The sequence below is a fragment of the Lactobacillus sp. UMNPBX16 genome, from assembly GCF_002553775.1.
Classification (GTDB): Bacteria; Bacillota; Bacilli; order Lactobacillales; family Lactobacillaceae; genus Lactobacillus; species Lactobacillus crispatus.
In genome coordinates this window covers 22,416-42,090 of sequence record NZ_PCYU01000009.1, presented here as the reverse complement: position 1 = coordinate 42,090, position 19,675 = coordinate 22,416, and the positions used below count along the sequence as shown (strand labels likewise).

At 35.1% G+C, this 19,675-nt stretch carries 12 protein-coding genes; 7 read left to right on the top strand and 5 right to left on the bottom strand.

Going from position 1 to position 19,675, the window contains the following annotated elements; genetic code table 11:
• Window positions 1-11 precede the first annotated feature (11 nt).
• Genes fni through mvk form a run of 4 tightly spaced genes read right to left on the bottom strand, consistent with a single transcriptional unit; the run spans window position 12 to window position 4,035 of the window.
• Complete coding sequence (fni, locus tag CP367_RS02375; RefSeq protein ID WP_089145767.1) at window positions 12-1,028, bottom strand: type 2 isopentenyl-diphosphate Delta-isomerase; 1,017 nt, start codon at window positions 1,026-1,028, stop codon at window positions 12-14.
• 11 nt (window positions 1,029-1,039) lie between these two features.
• Window positions 1,040-2,122, bottom strand: coding sequence for a phosphomevalonate kinase (locus CP367_RS02370; protein ID WP_005719692.1), 1,083 nt, complete (start codon window positions 2,120-2,122; stop codon window positions 1,040-1,042).
• A gap of 42 nt (window positions 2,123-2,164) precedes the next feature.
• Entirely contained in the window at window positions 2,165-3,127 is a 963-nt protein-coding gene (mvaD, locus tag CP367_RS02365; RefSeq protein ID WP_013086410.1) for a diphosphomevalonate decarboxylase, read from the bottom strand.
• Window positions 3,127-4,035, bottom strand: coding sequence for a mevalonate kinase (gene mvk, locus CP367_RS02360; protein WP_089143296.1), 909 nt, complete (start codon window positions 4,033-4,035; stop codon window positions 3,127-3,129). Before mvk ends, mvaD begins: the two co-directional genes overlap by 1 nt.
• Window positions 4,036-4,113: 78 nt before the next feature.
• Between mvk and rexB the strand changes: the two genes are divergently transcribed.
• From rexB to nth, 7 genes are all read left to right on the top strand, one after another.
• Window positions 4,114-7,593, top strand: coding sequence for an ATP-dependent helicase/nuclease RexB (gene rexB / locus CP367_RS02355; RefSeq protein ID WP_089145766.1), 3,480 nt, complete (start codon window positions 4,114-4,116; stop codon window positions 7,591-7,593).
• Between the two features lie 2 nt (window positions 7,594-7,595).
• Window positions 7,596-11,204 carry a helicase-exonuclease AddAB subunit AddA gene (gene addA / locus CP367_RS02350; RefSeq protein WP_065990345.1) on the top strand — a complete coding sequence of 1,203 codons (3,609 nt, stop codon included), beginning with the start codon at window positions 7,596-7,598 and terminating at the stop codon, window positions 11,202-11,204.
• Window positions 11,205-11,219: 15 nt separating this feature from the next.
• Window positions 11,220-14,000 (top strand): DnaQ family exonuclease/DinG family helicase, encoded by a 2,781-nt coding sequence (locus CP367_RS02345; RefSeq protein ID WP_089145765.1) that lies wholly within the window; start codon window positions 11,220-11,222, stop codon window positions 13,998-14,000.
• 2 nt (window positions 14,001-14,002) lie between these two features.
• Window positions 14,003-14,500, top strand: coding sequence for a hypothetical protein (locus CP367_RS02340; RefSeq protein ID WP_013086404.1), 498 nt, complete (start codon window positions 14,003-14,005; stop codon window positions 14,498-14,500).
• Between the two features lie 53 nt (window positions 14,501-14,553).
• A complete protein-coding gene (asnS, locus tag CP367_RS02335; RefSeq protein ID WP_089145764.1) occupies window positions 14,554-15,852 on the top strand; it encodes an asparagine--tRNA ligase in 1,299 nt (432 codons plus the stop codon).
• A gap of 78 nt (window positions 15,853-15,930) precedes the next feature.
• On the top strand, window positions 15,931-16,575 hold the full coding sequence (locus CP367_RS02330; protein WP_005719684.1) for a DnaD domain protein: 645 nt from the start codon (window positions 15,931-15,933) through the stop codon (window positions 16,573-16,575).
• A 2-nt stretch (window positions 16,576-16,577) separates the two neighbouring features.
• Window positions 16,578-17,207 carry an endonuclease III gene (nth, locus tag CP367_RS02325; RefSeq protein WP_013086402.1) on the top strand — a complete coding sequence of 210 codons (630 nt, stop codon included), beginning with the start codon at window positions 16,578-16,580 and terminating at the stop codon, window positions 17,205-17,207.
• A gap of 154 nt (window positions 17,208-17,361) precedes the next feature.
• On the opposite strand, the gene CP367_RS02320 is transcribed toward nth, so the two are convergent.
• A complete protein-coding gene (locus tag CP367_RS02320) occupies window positions 17,362-19,674 on the bottom strand; it encodes a PBP1A family penicillin-binding protein (protein WP_089143301.1) in 2,313 nt (770 codons plus the stop codon).
• Between the last annotated feature and the right edge of the window lies 1 nt (window position 19,675).

Below are 19,675 nucleotides of genomic sequence, written 5' to 3'. Positions count from 1 at the left end.
GTGCTTTTACTTTACAGTAACTGATCGATTTGAGCCTTTAATGGTAAATCATAGTATTTTTTTATTTGTACCAGGGATGCTAAATCTTTTTTGCCGTAAACAGCAATTAAAGCAGCCAATTCATTTTTCCAATTAGTAATTAATTGCTCTAATCCAGTACTACCATTTTGGATGTATTCTTGTAAAAAAACATTTGAAATACCAACAAATTTTCCTCCTAGAGCTAAACCTTTTAAAATATCTAGGGGATTACGTACTCCACCAGAAACAAAAAATTTAACTTGCTCTTGCCATGCCATCAGAGCAGTCACCACAGTAGGTAAACCTAAATCTTCTAAGTATGAAACGTCACTGGCATTACGTGCATTCTCAATCTGGGCAAAGTTTGTGCCACCAGAACCGGCGACATCGAAGTATTCAATGCCATTTACTTTTAAAAGATGAATACTTGTTTGATCCAATCCAAAACCGACTTCTTTAATAATAATGGGCAAATCGATAGCGGTACGAATTGCTTTAATTGAATCAAGCCAACGAAAGTCACGATCACCTTCAGGCATGGCAATTTCTTGTATTGTATTTAAATGGATCTGAAGCGCATCTGCATTTAATTCTTGGATAATTTGTTTAATTGCAGAGATTGGTGTTTCTGGATTAACATTAACAATTAGTACACCATCTGGATCTTCTGCTCTGGCAACCATAAAACTGTCTAGTTGATCATTTTCCTTAGCTAAAATGCTGGCAGATCCCAAAGCTAGGGCAATATTTTGCTGCTGGGCAACCTGTCCCAATGCTTGATTAATTTGTTTAGAAGCAGCTGAGCCACCAGTCATAGCATTGATAAAAAAAGGCGCAGAAACATTTTTGCCAAACATTTCTGATCCCAGAATAGTTGGATCGACTTTTGTTTCAGGCAGAGCAGGGCGCAACAAATGCAGTTGATCAAAACTATTATATTTTTCTTTATTAAAAAACATCTGAGCTAACTTCAGATGTTCTTCTTTTCTTTCAGATCTAATCGACATAGAACTCTCCATCAATGAGCCATGATAATCTGGTGAACCTTAAAATTAAGAGGCATAATTCCATTATGGCGCCATTCGCTTTCAAGTGCTTCAACATCGGTATTAGCATCTGTAATCACAATGCCACAGTCACCATTACCAGCACCAGAAGTTTTAGCAGCTCCACCAAAATTTTCTGCAATTTTGATTAATTGCGATAAACGTGGAATTTCAATGGCAATTTGGTTAATTTTGGCAAAGTGCTGCAACAATTTACGGTTAGCCCGAATTTGTTGTTTGATTAAAGCAATATTGTTTGCTTCGAAACCTTGAACCATCTTTAAAACACAAGCTCTAGAAGCTGCTAAGAAATTTTTATATTCCATATTCAAAGCCGCCTTATTAGCGTTAGTTTCATCAACGAGGCGTGAAGTTGATGCTGGCTTTTGACTCCAACCAATCATCAGTTTCATATCTTTAGGAGGAGTTAGTAATTCAACTTTTAAGCCAGGCCAAGCTTCATTAACGACTTGAACTAAAGTCTTATTAGCTAATTCTTGCTTTAACCATTTTTTGTCAAAAGTTTGGTAAGCTAACCAGCCGCCATAGACACTAGCTGCAATGTCACCAGCTGAGCCATTTCCTTGAACTGAATAGTGTGAAATAGCCGATAATTTATAAACCAGTTCATTGCTCATTTTTACGCCATAAAAACGCAAGATAGCTTTAACTGTAGCTACTGTGACAGCTGCACTTGAACCTAAACCATATTTTTTACCATCTGCAGAATCTAAGTCTGAATTGACGTGTAAATCATAGACTTTCATCTTGATATTTTGCTCAATACAATATTGTTCAGTAAATGAAATAGCTGACAAAATATATTCAAAAGGGTTGTCACGATTATCGATTACCATTTTTGAGCCCTGACGAACCCAATGAATCGAATCCTGTGAGTATTGCTTGGAGTGAATTAAGCCAGTTGCCCCTTTACTCTTAGTGATTGACACACGTACAAATTGGTTAACTGCTACTAAAATAGCAGGACAATCTTGCTCTAATACTGCATATTCTCCGGCAATATATAACTTTCCGGGCGCTTTTTCTGTTATCAAAAGAACTAAATCCTCGAATCTAATTAACTTTTTTAATTACAACTAGTCCAAATAAGTAATTCCAGGACCAAAACTTGCATTCACTATATTAACATTATTAAATTCGGACGAAAAGCGTTGAATGATATCTTTGCTATTTCTTAATTGGCAAAGTACCTTAATATTTGGTCCTGCATCAATTGTATAGTAACATTCAATTCCTTCAGTACGAAGTTGTTCAACTAATTTAATAGCTTGAATGGTTTGCGGCTCAAAGTAAGTGAATTCAGGCTGTGCAGTTAAATTAATTGCATGCATTTCATTTGCATTTAACTCAGCTAACTGGCCTAGGGCAGTGAAATCATTACTTTTTATAGCTTTGATCATTTCATTTAATTCTGAATCGTTGCGTTCAAGCCAGGGCCTGAAAAATGGAGAAGATTGGGCATCTTTCATACCATAAGTCGAAGAAATCTTTTTTTGTTTGGTATTTAATTCAACTGCTAAAAGGTGAAGATCCATCGTTGGTGTTTCATCTAGTGCATATGCGTAAGATGTTTCGTCACTATTACCTTTTTGCCAAACAGCAAAACCGCCATAAACGGAGCGGCTGGCAGAACCAGATCCAATCCTGGCTAAACGAGATAAATCTTCTAGATCAATGTTGATGTCATAGCATTGACAAAAAGCAGCAGCTAGTGCCGCAAAAGCAGAACTAGATGATGCTAATCCTGCAGAAGTAGGGACGTGATTGACAGATTTAACGATTAAATTGCCAGTGACGTGAAAACGAGCCTGCAATTTTTTTAGATAAGCAAAAACACGTTGACTAGCTGCAGCAGTTTGCTGTTGATTATTTAAGAAAAATTGATTTTCACCATCTGTTTTTTCAACGCTAGTATCAGTATAAAAAGCATCTAAAGTCATTGATAAACTAGACATTAAAGGAAGACGTAATTTGTCGTCAGCTTTGCCCCAGTACTTGATTAAAGCAATATTTGTATGTGCTCGTGCGGTTCTATTCATTAAATCTCCTCAATCCAGTAGTCACTAATTAAATCTTTACATTTAGCGGCAATTTCTTGGGCGACAGTTTCGTTATCGCACAAGGAAATAGTAATGCCGCCAAGACCTCCGCCTGATAATTTAAAGCCTAAAGCGTTATTTGACAAGGCAATTTTTTGCAGTTGGTCAATTTTATTTGTTGAAAGATCAAATGAGTGCAAAATTTCTTGTGCTTCATTAAAAATCTGTCCAACTGCTTGACGATCGTGCTTGATCCAAGCTTTTTTAGTAAGATCCGCTAATTCACCCAAGCGAGCTATTTTTTTCTTGGCATAGTCGGACTTTTCAAGCATTTTTTTAACTAAAAAAACAGCTTCCTTTGTATTGCCTAGTTGACCAGTATCCATGATTAACAGGGTAGCTCCTAATTTGGTTTGTAATATTTTAGGCCCCATTTTTTTATTAAAAAAAACTAGATAATCTGAATTAACAGTGGCTGCATCAAGACCAGAAGCTTTACCATGATTGATCATTTCAGCATGATTAGTTACAGTCATAATTTCTTTTTCAGTCATATTCAGCTGAAAGAATTGGTTCATTGCCTTAGTGGTACCTAATGCAACAGTAGCGCTTGAACCAAAACCACGTTCCATTGGAATTTCACCAGTGTATGTAATTTTAAGTGGATGGTTATTGCCAGCCTTTTTTTGCATATGTTTAACTACGTATTTTAGGCCATCATATTCTGCCGGTGCTTCAAATAATGGACCGTGATAGCGAGCGGTATCCATCCACATTTGAGAAGCAGATTCAACAGTAGTTTTAATGTGTAAAGCCTTAATTGGCATAGCTAAAGCATCATATCCATAAACTACTGAATGCTCCCCAATAATAATTACCTTGCCATGAGCTAAATAGCTGCTTTTCATTTTTAATCATCCTTAAAATAGATTTATACAAAAGATTGCCCTTGCTATGATAAAATAAAAAGCAAGGAGTGCGAACAAATGATCAAAATTCTTACAGGACGACAAACCGACCCATTACAAGAAAAAATTCTGGAAGAAGCAGTTGAAAACTATCAGCAACACCCAGAACAAGAAACTTTTATCATCGTTCCTAATCATATTAAGTTTACCACAGAAGTTAGGGCAATTAACAAATTAGCAACAAGCAAACAACAAACTGAGACTGCAGTTAAAAATTTGCATGTTTTGTCTTTTTCGCGTTTAGCTTGGTTTTTCTTAAAAGATGCCGAACAAGGATTGCCTAATCAACTAGATGATGCAGCTAGTGCAATGCTCTTAGCTCATATTATTGAGAACAAAAAAGATGAATTGACTATTTTTGAAAATGTTAATGTTAATTCTGGATTAGTAAATCAGCTTTATCAGACAATTTTGCAAGTTTATGACGGAAATTTAGATTTAGACGAGATATCAGAGGATAATTTAGATCAAGAAACTAAAAATAAATTACATGATTTGCGGATTATCTATGATGCCTTTATTAAAGAAATTGCGGGTAAATTCTCTACTAAGAATGAGGTTCAGCTGCAACTAAATGAAATTTTAGCTAAAAGTAAAAATTTAAAGCAAGCCAGTTTTTATTTCTGTGATTTTTCACATTTTTCATTACAGGAAACACTAACGATTAAAATTTTGATGCGTAAAGCAAAAGATGTAATCCTTGCGTTTAAAACGCGCTTAGGTGAAATTAATTCTAGTGCGGAAGAAGGAGATTATGATTATGTAATCCAGCAAACTATTAAGCGCTTAACGCTGTTCTTACAAGAGAGAAAAATGGACTACGTGACAGCAACTTTTCCGCTTAATTCGCAACCAAATGGTCGTGAAATATTAAATAGTCTTTGGACGGAGACAATTCCTAAAGTTGACGAATTGAAGCAGGTACAATTAGTTAAAGCAGACTCTCGATATGCAGAGGCTTATTTTGTAGCGCGGACTATTTATCAACAGGTAGCACTAAGCAACTATCGCTATCATGATTTTTTGATTTTAGCTCCAAATTTAAAGGAATACGAGACTTATTTGACGCCAATTTTACGTCAAAATCAGATTCCATTTTTTAATGATTTACAACAGGAAATGAAGTATCATCCTCTGGTTGTTTTAATTGAAAGCTTATTTAACTTACATGAGAATCCGTTTCAAACACAAAATATGCTAGCCATCCTAAAGACACACTTGTTAATACCTTCTTGGTATAAGGAAGAGGCGGAGTATATTCATGATGTTGATGAACTAGAGAATTTTGTTCTGGCTCATGGTATTAATCATAATTTATGGAAAAAACACTTTGATAATTTTGTGAATGCTGAAGTGATCCGCTTAGACAAAATGGATGATGAAGTAGCTAAGATCGATCGTTTGCGCAGCTACTTGGTTGATAAGATTTCAACATTTTTCAAAATAATAGAGCAAGAAAAAGATAGTCAAAAGGCGTTAACGATATTTTTTGAGTTCTTAACTAAGAATGGAATTGCCGACCGATTAGAAAAATGGCGTGATGAGGCCAATGAAGCCGGTGATTTACAGCAGGCGCAGCAACCAGAGCAATTATGGGATTTATTAATGCAGCTGTTGCAAGACTATTTAGCAATTAATCCTGAAACTTTTGATTTAAATGAATTCTTTAATATGTTAATTAGCGCTTTCCGAGAAGCAAATTTTTCCCAAATTCCTTCAACACTTGATGCGGTAAACCTTTCTGAAATGGGGATGGTACAAACTAGCGGCTATAAGCAAGTGTTTATCATTGGCGCTACTGCTAATAATTTACCCCAAATTCAGAAAATGCCAGGTTTTTTAACTACTGAAAACTTGAATCAGCTACAAAATAGTTTTAATTCAGAATCTTACTTAGAAGATAGTCAACAGCTTAATAACTTAGACCAAAATTATCAGTTTGGTTTGTCGCTAGCTTTAGCACAAGATAGGGTATATGTATCTTATCCAGTGCTTAATGCTTCAAATGAAGAACTTGATCCTTCAATTTATTATCAACGTTTAAAGGATTATGGTGCTCAGCAATTTGTTCAACATGATTTGCCAGAAAAGATGCAGGATCTTTTGTCTTTCATTACTAACCCTGATGCAAGTTTAGGCTATTTAACCTATATGAATTCAATAAATTCAGGTCTTGCTGTGCAAGAGTTATTAAAAATCACACAGGAGCAACTACCTCAAAAAACGAAGACAGTGCTTGAAGCAAGTGATTTTGATAACCAGCCAGAAAATATTGGTCAGGACTTGGCTAGTCAATTGTATGGTCAAAACTTGAATTCATCTGTGTCACAACTGGAAACTTTTTATGAAAATTCATATGAATATTTCTTGAATTATGGGCTTAAGCTGCGGCGACGGTTTGAAAATGAATTTGATGTTATTCAGGCTGGAAACTATTTTCACGAGACTTTTGACCGTTTAGTGAAAAAACTAAACAAGCAGCATACCGACTTAGCAGATTTAAGCAGCATAGAACTGGAACAAATGCTTAATTCGGTGCGAAATGTGATGAAGGATGAAGGAAAATATTCTCAATTAATGAATGATCCTTTTAATCAATATCTTTTCAAGTGTCTAGACCATACTACTTCTAAGGTAGCTCATAATTGGCGGCGCTCCTTGAAGGAAACCCCGTTACGGGCTAAGTATTCTGAATTAAGTTTTGGGTTAGGCGAAAAAATTAAAGGATTAAGCTTAGAAGTGCCAGATATATCAGGTCAACATAAAGTTGATTTGCGCGGTAAAATGGACCGGGTTGATTTGGCCAATTTCAATGATAAGGATCAAGTTTTAGCCCAGGTTATTGATTACAAGTCATCAGCTAAAAAATTTGATCTTGGGATGTTTTATAACGGAATTGCTTTACAGATGGTTTCTTATTTGGATGTTTTGACTAAAAATGATCAATTTTTTGCTGGAAAAGATCGTCTTTCATTATTGGGTGCTTTTTATCAAACTGTTACTAGACAATTAGAACGTTTGAATAGCAATAAACTAATTGATAGTAGTTTAAATTTGAAAAAGGGAGCAACTGATAGTAAACCCAAGCTGATGTATACTGGCTTAATCAGCAATGATCCAGAAATCTTAGTAGAAGCTGAGCCATTACTTGATGATCATCCTAGCTATTCTTCTGAACTGTATACTGGGGTTAAAACTAAGGCTAGAGGTGGCTTTAGCTTGCCACGTGACCGCAACTTTAGTGAGAAAGAAATTGAATTACTGCTAGAATACGATGAGTATCTTATTCGACAAGCATCAAGCCAAATTTTATCTGGAAAAATTGAACTTAATCCATATCGTTATGGCAAAGCGAAGAATGCCTTAACTTATTCTGATTATCGTGATGTATTCTTTTTTGATGCGATGCTGCGTCAAAATCAATATCATGAAATAAACAATCTGAATAAAAAAGAATTAATTCTTAAGATCAAAGAGAAATTAGGAAAGGAACAATAAAATTGTCTCAATTTACTAAAGAGCAACAACAAGCAATTGATGATCGTGGTCATGATATTCTGGTTTCTGCTTCTGCAGGTAGTGGTAAGACAACTGTTCTTGTTGAGCGCGTTTTAAGGGAGATTCTTTCGGGAACCCAAGTTGATGAATTATTAGTAATTACATTTACCAAAGCAGCAGCTGAAGAAATGAAAACTAGAATTAAACAGGCATTATCAGCTGAATTAGCAAAGCCGGGATCTAATCGCAGATATTTACGTGAGCAGCTAAATCAAGTGGATACTGCTAATATTTCTACAATTGATGCATTTTGTCTAGAAGTAATCCATCGCTTTTATTACTCTGTAAACTTAGATCCAAGTTTTAGTATTCTAACTGATGATACTCAGGCTGCATTGTTAAAAGAACGTGCATTACGTGAAATTGAAGGGGAGTTTCTAGAAGAGAAAGACGTAAATTTTAGGCATTTTTATGATAACTTTGCAGGGGATCGAGATGCGGATAGCCCGCGCGACTTGTTGCTAGATTTGTATGATTTTGCCATGGCCAAACCTGAGTATCGCTCATGGTTAAAAAAATTGGTTGATGTTTACGTGGTTAATGGCAGTATCGTGGAATCTGATTTGTGGCAAAAACAGATTAAGCCATACTTGCTTACTAGTATTGGCGACTTACAAGGGAAAATTAATGATTATTTAGAAAATCCAGTAATAGAAACAAAAGAGCTAGCTAAGGCTAAGGAAGCTTTTACCTTGTTTGCACAAAATTTAGATCATTTTGTTTTTGCTTTAGAAAATGATGCAGACTACGATAAACAACGAGAACTATTACGTTCGTGTGTTTTTACAGTGAATTATCGTAAGTCAAGTAAATGGGATGAAGATGTTCTAAATTTTTATGAAGACCTACAAAAGTTAAAAGATGAAGCAAAAAATTTTGTTTTTGATACTTTTACTTCATTTTTTGCTGTTGATGAACAAGAACAAATTAAAGTCATGCAGCGCGGCCAAAAGATTGTTGCTGCAATTGCTAAATCCGAGCTAGCCTTGATTGATCGGTTTAATAAGCTGAAGCGCAGTGAAAATTTGCTTGACTATAGTGATATGGAACAATTGGCTTATCAGATTTTGAGTCAAGATACATCGAATTCTCAAATGGCTCGTGAATTTTATCAAAATAAATTCAAAGAGATTTTGATTGATGAATATCAGGATATTAATGCTTTGCAAGAAAATATCATCCAGCAAATCAAAAATAAAGATAAAAATACGCTTTTCATGGTTGGTGATGTAAAGCAGTCGATCTATGGCTTTAGACAAGCAGAGCCAAGCTTATTTTTGAAAAAATACCATGATTTTGCCAATGATGATAATAAACAAACCAAAAGAATTCTGTTGTCAGATAATTTCCGCTCTACTGAGCCGGTTACCAAAATTGTAAATCAAGTATTTAAAAGTGTGCTAAGTTCAGATTTTGGCGGGATTGACTATCAAAAAGAAGGACAATTGATTTTTGGTGCTAAGTATTATCCTGAAAACACTCCTAAAGCTAGTGAAGTAATTGTTCATGAAAAGAAAAATAGCAGTAATGAAGATGAAAATGAGATAGATTTTTCTGAAATTCAAATGGTTTTAGCACGTATTAAGCAACTAAAAGAAGAGCGTGTACAAATCTTTGATAGTAAAACAGGAATGAGAGAGTTACGTTACAGTGATATTGCTATCTTGACTAGAAGTCGTAGTGATAATTTGGAAATAATGCAGGAATTTGCTAAGCAGGATATACCATTATTTGTAACTGATGCGAAGAATTATTTTCAAACTTTTGAATTGACTGTTATGATGAACTACTTAAAGATCATTGATAATCCCGATCAGGATATTCCATTAGTTTCAGTTTTACGTTCGCCTTTGTTTAATTTTGGTGAAAAGGATTTAGCTAAAATTCGTATCAAGAGTAAGAACTCTACTTTCTATAGTGCATTGACTTCTTATGTAGGTGTAGGAGATGAATTAAGTACTCGAATCAAAGATTTTTTAAATCAACTAGCTGATTTGCGCAAGTTTGCCACGGCACATCGTATTTCTGAATTGATTTGGAGCATTTATGCTAGGACAAATTTATTAGAGATAATGACCGCACTACCTAATGGTGAACAGCGACGAGTTAATCTAGAAGCTTTATATGAACGTGCTGCTTCATATGAGAGTGCAGGGTTCAAGGGATTATACCAATTTATCAATTTTATTAATCGGATGCGGCAAAGTCAGAAGGACTTGGCACAGCCTTTATTAACTAAAGAAGCTGGTAATGCGGTCAGATTAATGACTATTCATGGTTCTAAGGGACTAGAATTTCCGATCGTGTTTTATGTGGGGATGCAGCATAAATATCAAATGCGTGATTTAAAAGGTAACTATGTGATTAGCTCAGATAGTATAGGAATTACGCTCCGTGAAGAACATTATCGGATTGACTCTTTAGTTAAAGCGATGGGAAATGTAACTAAAAAAAGGCAATTATTAGAAGAAGAAGCGCGAATTCTTTATGTAGCATTAACGCGGGCTAAGCAGAAATTAATTTTGGTTGGCGATGTTCCTAATCTGGATAAACGAGTTAAAGAATGGTCGACTGAACTAAATCAGATTGGTCAATTATCGTTAGCAGATAAGTTATCTTCCACTAGTCCATTGAGTTTTATGGGACCTGCGTTGGCTTTAGATCGACACCTAGCTGTGAAAATGTCTGATATTACTAATTCGTTGGATAAGAGTCAGTCGTTTTTGTATATTAATTATGAAAATGCTAACGGTGAACTACCTGATTATCAGAAAGCGGAGACAAGTAATGATAAAACGCAAAGTAACCTTTTAAATCAAACCACGAAACGGCTTTATCAATTTAATTATCCGTTTAAAGATGCTAGTGAAACTACAGCTTATCAGGCGGTATCTGAAATAAAAAAAGCATTCAACGATCCGATCGAGACCGAATTAGAGAATGCTCACTTATTGACATCGACTAATCGTTATTTACAACCGATTGATACTAAACCTAATTTCTTGTATCAAACTAAGTTTACTGGTGCAGAAATTGGAACTGCTACACACATGATTTTGCAGTATTATGATTATCAAGGCAATGGTGCTGAAGATCAACTAGAAGTAGAAATTCAAGAATTGATTAAGCAAAAGAAACTGAATCCAGAAATTGTTTCTAGTTTAAAGAAAGACCAAATTGAGTGGTTTGTTCATAGCAATTTTGCCGAGGAATTTTGGCAAAAGCCAGAGAATTTAAAGCGAGAAATAGATTTTTCTAGTTTAATCTCCGCTAAAACTTTGTTTAAAAACTTTTCAGATCCTAATGCCAAAATTTTGGTTCATGGTACAATAGATGGCTATTTTGTCAAAAATGATGGTATTATTTTGTTTGACTACAAAACTGACCACGTTGATCAATCGCATTTATCTGAATCAATTGAATTGATTAAAGAAAAATATACAGGTCAGCTTAGACTATATGAACAAGCTATCAATGAATTTAGTCAAAAAAAAGTTATTGGAAAATATTTAATTCTGCTTGATGCTAAACAAGCGGTTGAAGTGAAATAGAGGAAGGAGGAAATTATGGCAAAAAGTTTTACTAAAGATACATTTGCTGTAGTTGATCTAGAGACTACAGGAACGCAACGTGAGAATGGGCATCATATTATTCAGTTTGGGTGTGCTATTATTAAAAATCTCAAGGTAGTTAAAACTTATTCATTTTTGATCAATCCGCATCGTGAAATACCACAATCAGTTGTTAATTTAACCGGAATTAATGATCAAGATGTAGCAAAACAAAGAGATTTTGATTATTATGCACCCAAAATTACTAAAATTTTGCAAAATACTGTTTTCGTAGCTCATAATGTTGACTTTGATTTGCCTTTTTTGAATTATGAACTAGTGCAACATGGTTATGAGGCACTTACAAATAAAGCAATTGATACTGTAGAACTGGCTAAGATTGCTTTTCCGACTTTTCCATCTTATAAGTTGAGTGATTTGACAACACAATTGGGGATTAAACATTTAGATCCACATAAGGCAGATTCTGATGCTTATGGGACTGCAGTTTTATTGCTTGAAATTTTTAATAAATTAGAAAGTCTACCTCAAGCTACACTGAATACCCTCAGTTCATTATCTCATGGGCTTATTCGGGATACATCTTGGGTGATTACAACGATTGCAGATAATTTACGTCAAGAAAAACGGCCTTTAGGTAAAGAATATATGCAAGTGCGTAATATTATTCTGCAAAAACAAAATGATAATTCTGAAGCACATGGTGGGAATGCTAAATTCCCAAAGACTGACTCAGAGAAACAAAAGCTATTTAAAGGTCGTTTACACTTTCGTAGAGCTCAAGTCGACCTAATTAATCATTTGCATCAGTTTATTAATGATCCAGATAAAAGAGCGATGCTAATTGAAGCACCTAACGGGACTGGGAAAACTTTTTCTTATCTTTTTGCTTATGCTTATCAGCTTTATTCTGGTAGAAAATTAGTTGTAGCTACACCAACTAAAGTGTTGCAAGAACAAGTGATTGAACATGAAATTCCGCAGTTATTTAAGGTGACTAAGTTGGATTTGACTGCAGAAGTAGTTAAGTCAAGTAGTCGTTACCTTGACCTTGACGGATTTGTACAGACGATTTTTCAAGGTACACCGAATAAGCAAACCTTGATATTACAGATGCAGATACTGGTTTGGCTGACTAAGACTAAAACTGGTGATTTAGATGAATTAAATTTAACTAACTATAATGCACCACTCTTTGCACAGATTCAACATCCAGGGGATGCAAGAGTAGGTAGCCGTTTTGCAGGGGTCGATTTTTGGAATTTAGCGCGTAAACGACAAGAAGAAGCGGATATATTGGTGACTAATCATGCTTATTTGGCTAACCACTATATGGATACAATTTGGGGTCAGAATCCGTATTTAGTCATTGATGAAGCTCATCGTTTCACAGACAATGTCGTAAGTTCGCGTAATGATTCTTTGCGTTTTGAAGCTTTGTGGGGAGTTTTAAGTCATCTCCGTAATTTGCTTTATTTCTCAGATGAAAGTGTTGAAGCGCAATTTAATGATGATGTGCAGCTGAACCTTTTACTAAAGAAAATAGATCCTAAAATTTTGGAATTAATTCAGTTAATTAATGAATTACAAAAGCAACTTTATTTTCAAAGAGATAATGCTGTTAATCGGACAGTTTTAGCTAATGGTAATCTAGAACTTAGTTTTCAAGGAAAAAGTTTATTTGGCGGAAATAGCAAGTTTAAAGCGATTTTACCTAAGTTCCAACAAAAATTAGAAGAGGTTAGGGACTTAACTAATCAGGTTTTATTTGAATTATATAATGAACAAGAACGCATGCTGGCTAATGTTGAGGTATTAGTTAATGAGATTACGGAACAAATTGATCGCCTAGATTATTACTCTGAAAAGGGCTATCAATTGGCTGATTTGCTTTCTGATCAAAAAGGTTTAGAGCAAGATGGCTTTATTTTGATGATTACTAATCCTGATGATCCACTAAGTACCAATTTAGACTGGTTAATGCTTGATGCTGGTGAAGTATTAAAACAAATCTATAGTCGTTTTGACCATATTGCCTTCGTCAGTGCTACTTTAACCAGTAATCGAAATTTTGAATATGCAATCAACCAGTTAGCTTTAACAGAATTACATCCGGTTGAATATATTGGTAAAAGTACTTTTAATATAAAAAAGCATTTGCAGGTACTGGCAGTTAATAATATGCCTAGCCCTGATAGTGAAGAATTTGAAAAGACTATTGCACAAATTTTACTTAGTGACATTCAAGATAAGCACCATGTACTTGTTTTGATGACTAATTTAGAAAAAATTAAAACTGTTTTTACCATGATTATGAATGAGCCACAGCTAAAAGATTTTGAAATCTTGGCCCAGGGATTGTCTGGTTCCAATAACCGAATTGCTAAGAGGTTTGTAATTGCTAAAAAGTCAATTATAATTGGTGCCGATAGTTTTTGGGAGGGAATTGATTTTCATGATTGTGGGATTGATACTGTTTTTGCGGCAAAAATCCCGTTTGAATCTCCTGATCAACCTGAAGTTCGTTTAAGGCAGAAGAAATTGGAAGATCAGGGAATCGATTCTTTTACTAAAGATAGTTTACCAAGAGCTGTCATTCGTTTTAGACAAGGAATGGGCCGTTTAATTAGAGGAGAACAGGATCATGGTCAATTTGTAATTTTAGACCCAAGATTATGGACTAAAGATTATGGTCAAGAGTTCCTTCAAACGATTCCTGTCAAAGTTGAAAAGGTTACTAGAGAAGAATTAAAAAAGAAATTAGAAAATAAATAATTATGTTACAAGATGATACAAGACAAACAATCAAGTTTGTGAGTTGGGTAATTGGTTTGATAATAGTTGCCTTTCTAGCCAGCATTGCTATCTTTTATTATGCTGGATCTAGAAGTCGGGGCAATGATCAAAAAGTTACGCAATTGGCTACTAGTAAAACACCAATTAGAAAGATTCAAAACTATTATCATTTAGATCGCGGCACTAGCAGCTATGCTATAGCAGGCACCAATAATAAGGGAAAACAATATTACTTTATTTATTTACCAAATTCTAAAAAGGCATATCTATATCCTGCGGCCAAAGGAATCACTGAATCTAAGATTAAAAATAAGTTTAAATCTATCCATACGGATGCTACAATAAATAATATTAATCTTGGTTGGTATAAGGGTGAGGCCGTTTGGGAAGTGGCCTACAAAAAACAAAACGGCAACCTAGGTTATACTTTATATGAATTCAAAAATGGAAATGATATCTCAGAAGTCGATAATTTGTAGAAACTTTGGTATTATGGAAATTGTATAATTGATAAAAAGGTGGATAGGAATTTATGACAGAATTGATTTCAATTAAAGATTCTTCTAAACATGTTGATGAAGAAGTCAAGATGCATGTTTGGTTAACAGATAAACGATCAAGCGGAAAGATTATCTTTTTGCAATTACGTGATGGTACTGCATTTTTCCAAGGGGTAGTACGTAAGAATGATGTATCAGAAGAAGTATTTGATACTGCTAAGTCACTTAGACAAGAAGCAAGTTTTTACATTACTGGTACTGTTCATGAAGACGCACGTTCACACTTTGGTTATGAAATTCAAATCACTGATTTAAAAGTGGTTTCAAACAATGAAGGTTACCCAATTGGTAATAAGGAACATGGTGTTGACTTCTTACTTGATCACCGCCACTTATGGTTAAGATCAAAGAAACCATTTGCTATTATGCAAATTAGAAATACCATGTTTAAGGCTACTGTAGATTTCTTTGAAAAAGAAGGCTTTATCAAATTTGATGCACCTATCTTTATGCATTCAGCTCCAGAAGGTACTACTCAATTATTCCATGTAGAATACTTTGACCACGATGCATATCTTTCACAATCAGGTCAATTGTATGGTGAAGCCGGTGCTATGGCTTATGGTAAGATCTTTACTTTTGGTCCAACTTTTAGAGCAGAAGAATCAAAGGGTCGTCGTCACATGACTGAATTCTGGATGATGGAACCAGAAATGGCTTGGATGCATCAAGATGAATCGTTAGATATTCAAGAAAGATATCTTGCCTACATGGTGAAGCAAGTTCTAGAAAATAATGAATATGAACTTAAGATTCTTGGTAGAGATCCTGAAAAACTTCGCCCAACTACTGAAGGTAACTTCGTTCGTCTTCCATACGATGATGCAATTAAAATGCTTCAAGATGCTGGACGTGATATTAAGTGGGGCGATGACTTTGGTGCTCCAGATGAAGGCTATATTTCAGAACAATATGATCGTCCAGTCTTCATTGTCAACTATCCAACCTCAATTAAGCCATTCTATATGAAGAAGAATCCTGATAATCCTAAGGAATACTTATGTGCTGATGTAATTGCACCAGAAGGTTATGGTGAAATTTTTGGTGGCTCAGAACGTGAAGGAAATTACGAAATCCTTAAGCAACAAATTGAAGATGCTGGCTTAAACTTGGAAGATTACCAATGGTACCTTGATCTTCGTAAATTTGGTGGAGTTCCTCACTCAGGATTTGGTATGGGCTTTGAACGTACAATTGCTTGGGTTTGTCACCTTGACCACATTCGTGAAGCAATTCCGTTCCCAAGATTGATTAACAGAATGCAACCTTAATTTGGTTAATAATTAAATATTGATACACAAAGTTGGACTAGTTATTAGTTCAACTTTTGTTTTTGAAAGGAAATTATTTTGGAATTTAATGATTATCGGGCATTAGGCTTTACAACCTTACAAAATGGATTGATCGCTTACTACCCTCAATTAGGCATTAGTGATGCTGAACTAATTTTGATAATCCAATTGGAAGCATTTAGCCAACGAGGTGAGAGTTTTCCATCTAATGAAAAGATTGCTGCTAATACTAATTTATCGGTTAGTGATGTGGGTAATCTTATTCAGCGGCTAATTGAACGAAATTATTTAACTATTGAACAAATGACTGATAGTCAGGATAAAATTGGTAATAAATATAGTCTCAATAAGTTGTATAATGCACTTGATCACTATATTGATCAAAACGTCTTGATCAAAGATAAGAAAAAAGATAAAACTGTTTCAGTTGCTAATAATTTAGAAAATAATCCGTTAAATTATTTGTCACGAAAAGTAGAAGTTGAATTTGGTCGCTATCTGAGTCCAATTGAACGAGAAGAGATTGCGCAATGGTTAAGTGTGGATCACTATGCTCCTGAATTAATTGAACTTGCTTTGCGAGAGGCTGTATTGTCTCAGGCATATTCTTTAAAGTATATTGATCGTGTTTTACTTAATTGGCAAAGGCATAGTCTGAAAACAACTGATGAAGTTGAGAGATTTTTGAAAAGGAATCGATAAAAATGACAGAAGATGTATTGAGTGATGAAGAAGCACGTAGAGTTTTGAAAAAAATTTTAGCATTGTATCCTGACGCACAAGGTGAATTGCAATGGGATACTAACTTTCATTTACTTTGTGCGGTTATGTTGAGCGCACAAACGACTGATAAGATGGTTAATCGTGTTATGCCTAGTTTTAGTAAAATGTTCCCAACCCCAGAAGTATTAGCAAAAGCTCCAATTGAAGAGATTGAGCATGAGATAAAAACTATTGGTCTATTTCGTTCAAAAGCTAAACATTTAAAGGCCACTGCGCAAATTTTGGTCGATAAATATAATGGACAGGTTCCTAAGGATAAAAAGTTATTGATGACCTTACCAGGGGTGGGAGAGAAAACTGCTAATGTTGTTTTGGCTGAAGGCTATGGTGTGCCAGCTATTGCTGTTGATACTCATGTGTCACGGATTTCTAAAAAGTTCCATATTGTAGATGACAAAGCTACTCCACATGAAGTAGAGAAGCGATTAGAAGCAATTTTACCTAAAAGTGAATGGATAAAAACGCACCATGCAATGATTCTATTTGGTCGTTATACAATGCCAGCTCGAGCTAAAGGCGATCCGTATTCTTATTTAAATTCCGAAAAGTAAAGCCGAAATAAATTCGGCTTTTTTTATTGAATAATTTTATATAATCTGTTGTTACTAAATTTTAATTTTATAATTTCAGGCCTCAACTACGTTTCGGCCAAAATAAAAACAGATAACAAAACGCTATCTGTTAATAAATATATTTAATTATTGCCTAGTCATTATCCGAATCATCATTACGTTCATGTGATTCTTCCTCAGGTTTTCTCGTTGATGAACTTTGTTGTGTTGAAGAAGATTGTGTTCTTCTTTGAGAGGAAGAGGCTCGCTGACTGCTATTGGATTGAGATGATGAGCCATTTTCACGACTTGATGATGATTGAGTAACTGCAGTTCTAGAAGATGAAGGAGTAGTTCCAGTATTATCGCTTGAAGTATCAGTTTCTTCGTCGTCTTCATCATAACTTGCTGCACTATTACCAATTCCGGCTGGGGCATGGCCTCGAACAAATAATTGCCAAGTGCCGCCACTAGTTGCTAATTCTGGAGGATTAGAGTTATTTACAATTTTCGCTCTTACAACTGAGCTAGGCTGTTTCCAGTCTAGGTTAGGCTTATTGTTCATTAGGTAGGTCATCATACTCTTATACATTAGCTGTGCAGATTGTTGACCTATTCCAGAAATAGTACCGTCCTTTAAATTATCGTAACCAGTCCAAACACCCATAACATATGATCTGGTATAACCAACGAACCATGAATCTTTTGGAGTTGAATTATAGCTTGGGTACTTAGCTAGATCTTCATCAGAGTATTTAACAGTACCGGTTTTACCAGCTTGATAAAGATCTGCAATTTTTGCATTAGTACCAGAGCCTCGTTTGATTACGCCTTTAAGCATATCGGTAATCATATAGGCAGTTGATTTCTTCATTACACGTACACCATTTGAATCATAATTTCTGGTTAATCCATCTGGTGTTTCAATCTTAGAAACAAATTGCGGCTTGTGGTATACGCCCATGGTGGCAAAAGCACTATAAGCACCAGTCATTTGTAAACTAGACGCATTAGCGCCAATTGCTACTGATAAACCAGATTTTGGTGAAACATTAACGCCCATTCGGCGAGCAAAAGCTGAAGCCCGTTTTACTCCAACTTCAGCAAGAGTTTTAACAGCTGGAACATTACGTGACTGCTCCAATGCATGTCGCATAGTCATCATCCCGTCGTATTTGTTGTCCCAGTCATATAATTGGATATTGGTACCAGGATAAACATACTTACTGTCATCAAACATTTTTGCTGTTGACCAATTCAAGTATTGAATAGCAGGTGCATAGTCAAGTACTGGCTTAATTGACGAACCGGTAGAGCGTACAGTTTGAACAGCCCGGTCTAATCCTAATTGAACAGAAGGTAAGTGACGTCCACCTAAGATTGCAACAACATGACCATTGTTTGGATCAACTACAGTTGCACCAATTTGCATTTTATTGTTTGTAAAAGGTACAGAACCGTTGTTAGCTAACTCGTACAGCTTGTTTTGAGCTTTTTGATCGATATTAATAGTAATCTTTAAATTATCGTGATATGGATCAAAGCCTTTGCTCTTAACTTCAGAAATTACCTCTTTAATGTATGGATCATCAATTTTTCTAAGCTTAGACTCGTTATTATTTCGATGTGATTTAAGTCCCTTACTAATTGGTTCAGCAACTGCTTGATTGTACTCAGCTTTAGTAATTTTGTCATTTTGTAGCATAGTCTTTAAAACAATATCACGCCGGTATTTGGCCTTTTGCGGATAAAGATATGGATCATATGCAACAGGTGCATTCGGCATCCCTGCAATCAATGCAGTTTGTGCCAAATCTAACTTACTTAGTGGCTTACCATAGTAGTAGTTAGAAGCAGTACCCATGCCATAATTTCCATAGTTCATAAAGACTTTATTAATATAAAATTCTAAGATTTGGTCTTTACTGAATTCATGTTGGACTTTCATAGCTAACCAAGCTTCTTGAGCTTTTCTCTTCAGAGTACGTTGAGAAGCGGCAGTAGAGAAGACCGTTAGCTTAACTAACTGCTGGGTTATAGTAGAACCACCTGCAGCAATACTATTACTTTTGGCATTAGTTAACATAGAACCAATAATTCTAATTGGGTCAACGCCTAACTTATCTTTGTAAAAACGTTTGTCTTCTACTGAAACTACAGCATCTTTTAATTGCTGAGGAATGTCTTTATTTTTAACATAAATTCTTTTTTCAGAACCAAGTGATAGTAAAAACTTACCATTATTAGTATATAGACTTGAAGATTTACCACTCTGCAATTGGTCCTGACTAATGTTAGGAGCATCTTTGGCATAAAAAGCAAAAAGCCCGATTCCAGAGATTACTATTAAAAATATCAGCAAAAAGATCCATTTAATGATTCTAATCCATAAGTGGCCACTACTTGGCCTTCGACCATGATAGTCTCTTCGTGATTCTCGTTTCATATTATTGTTATTATCTGCCATG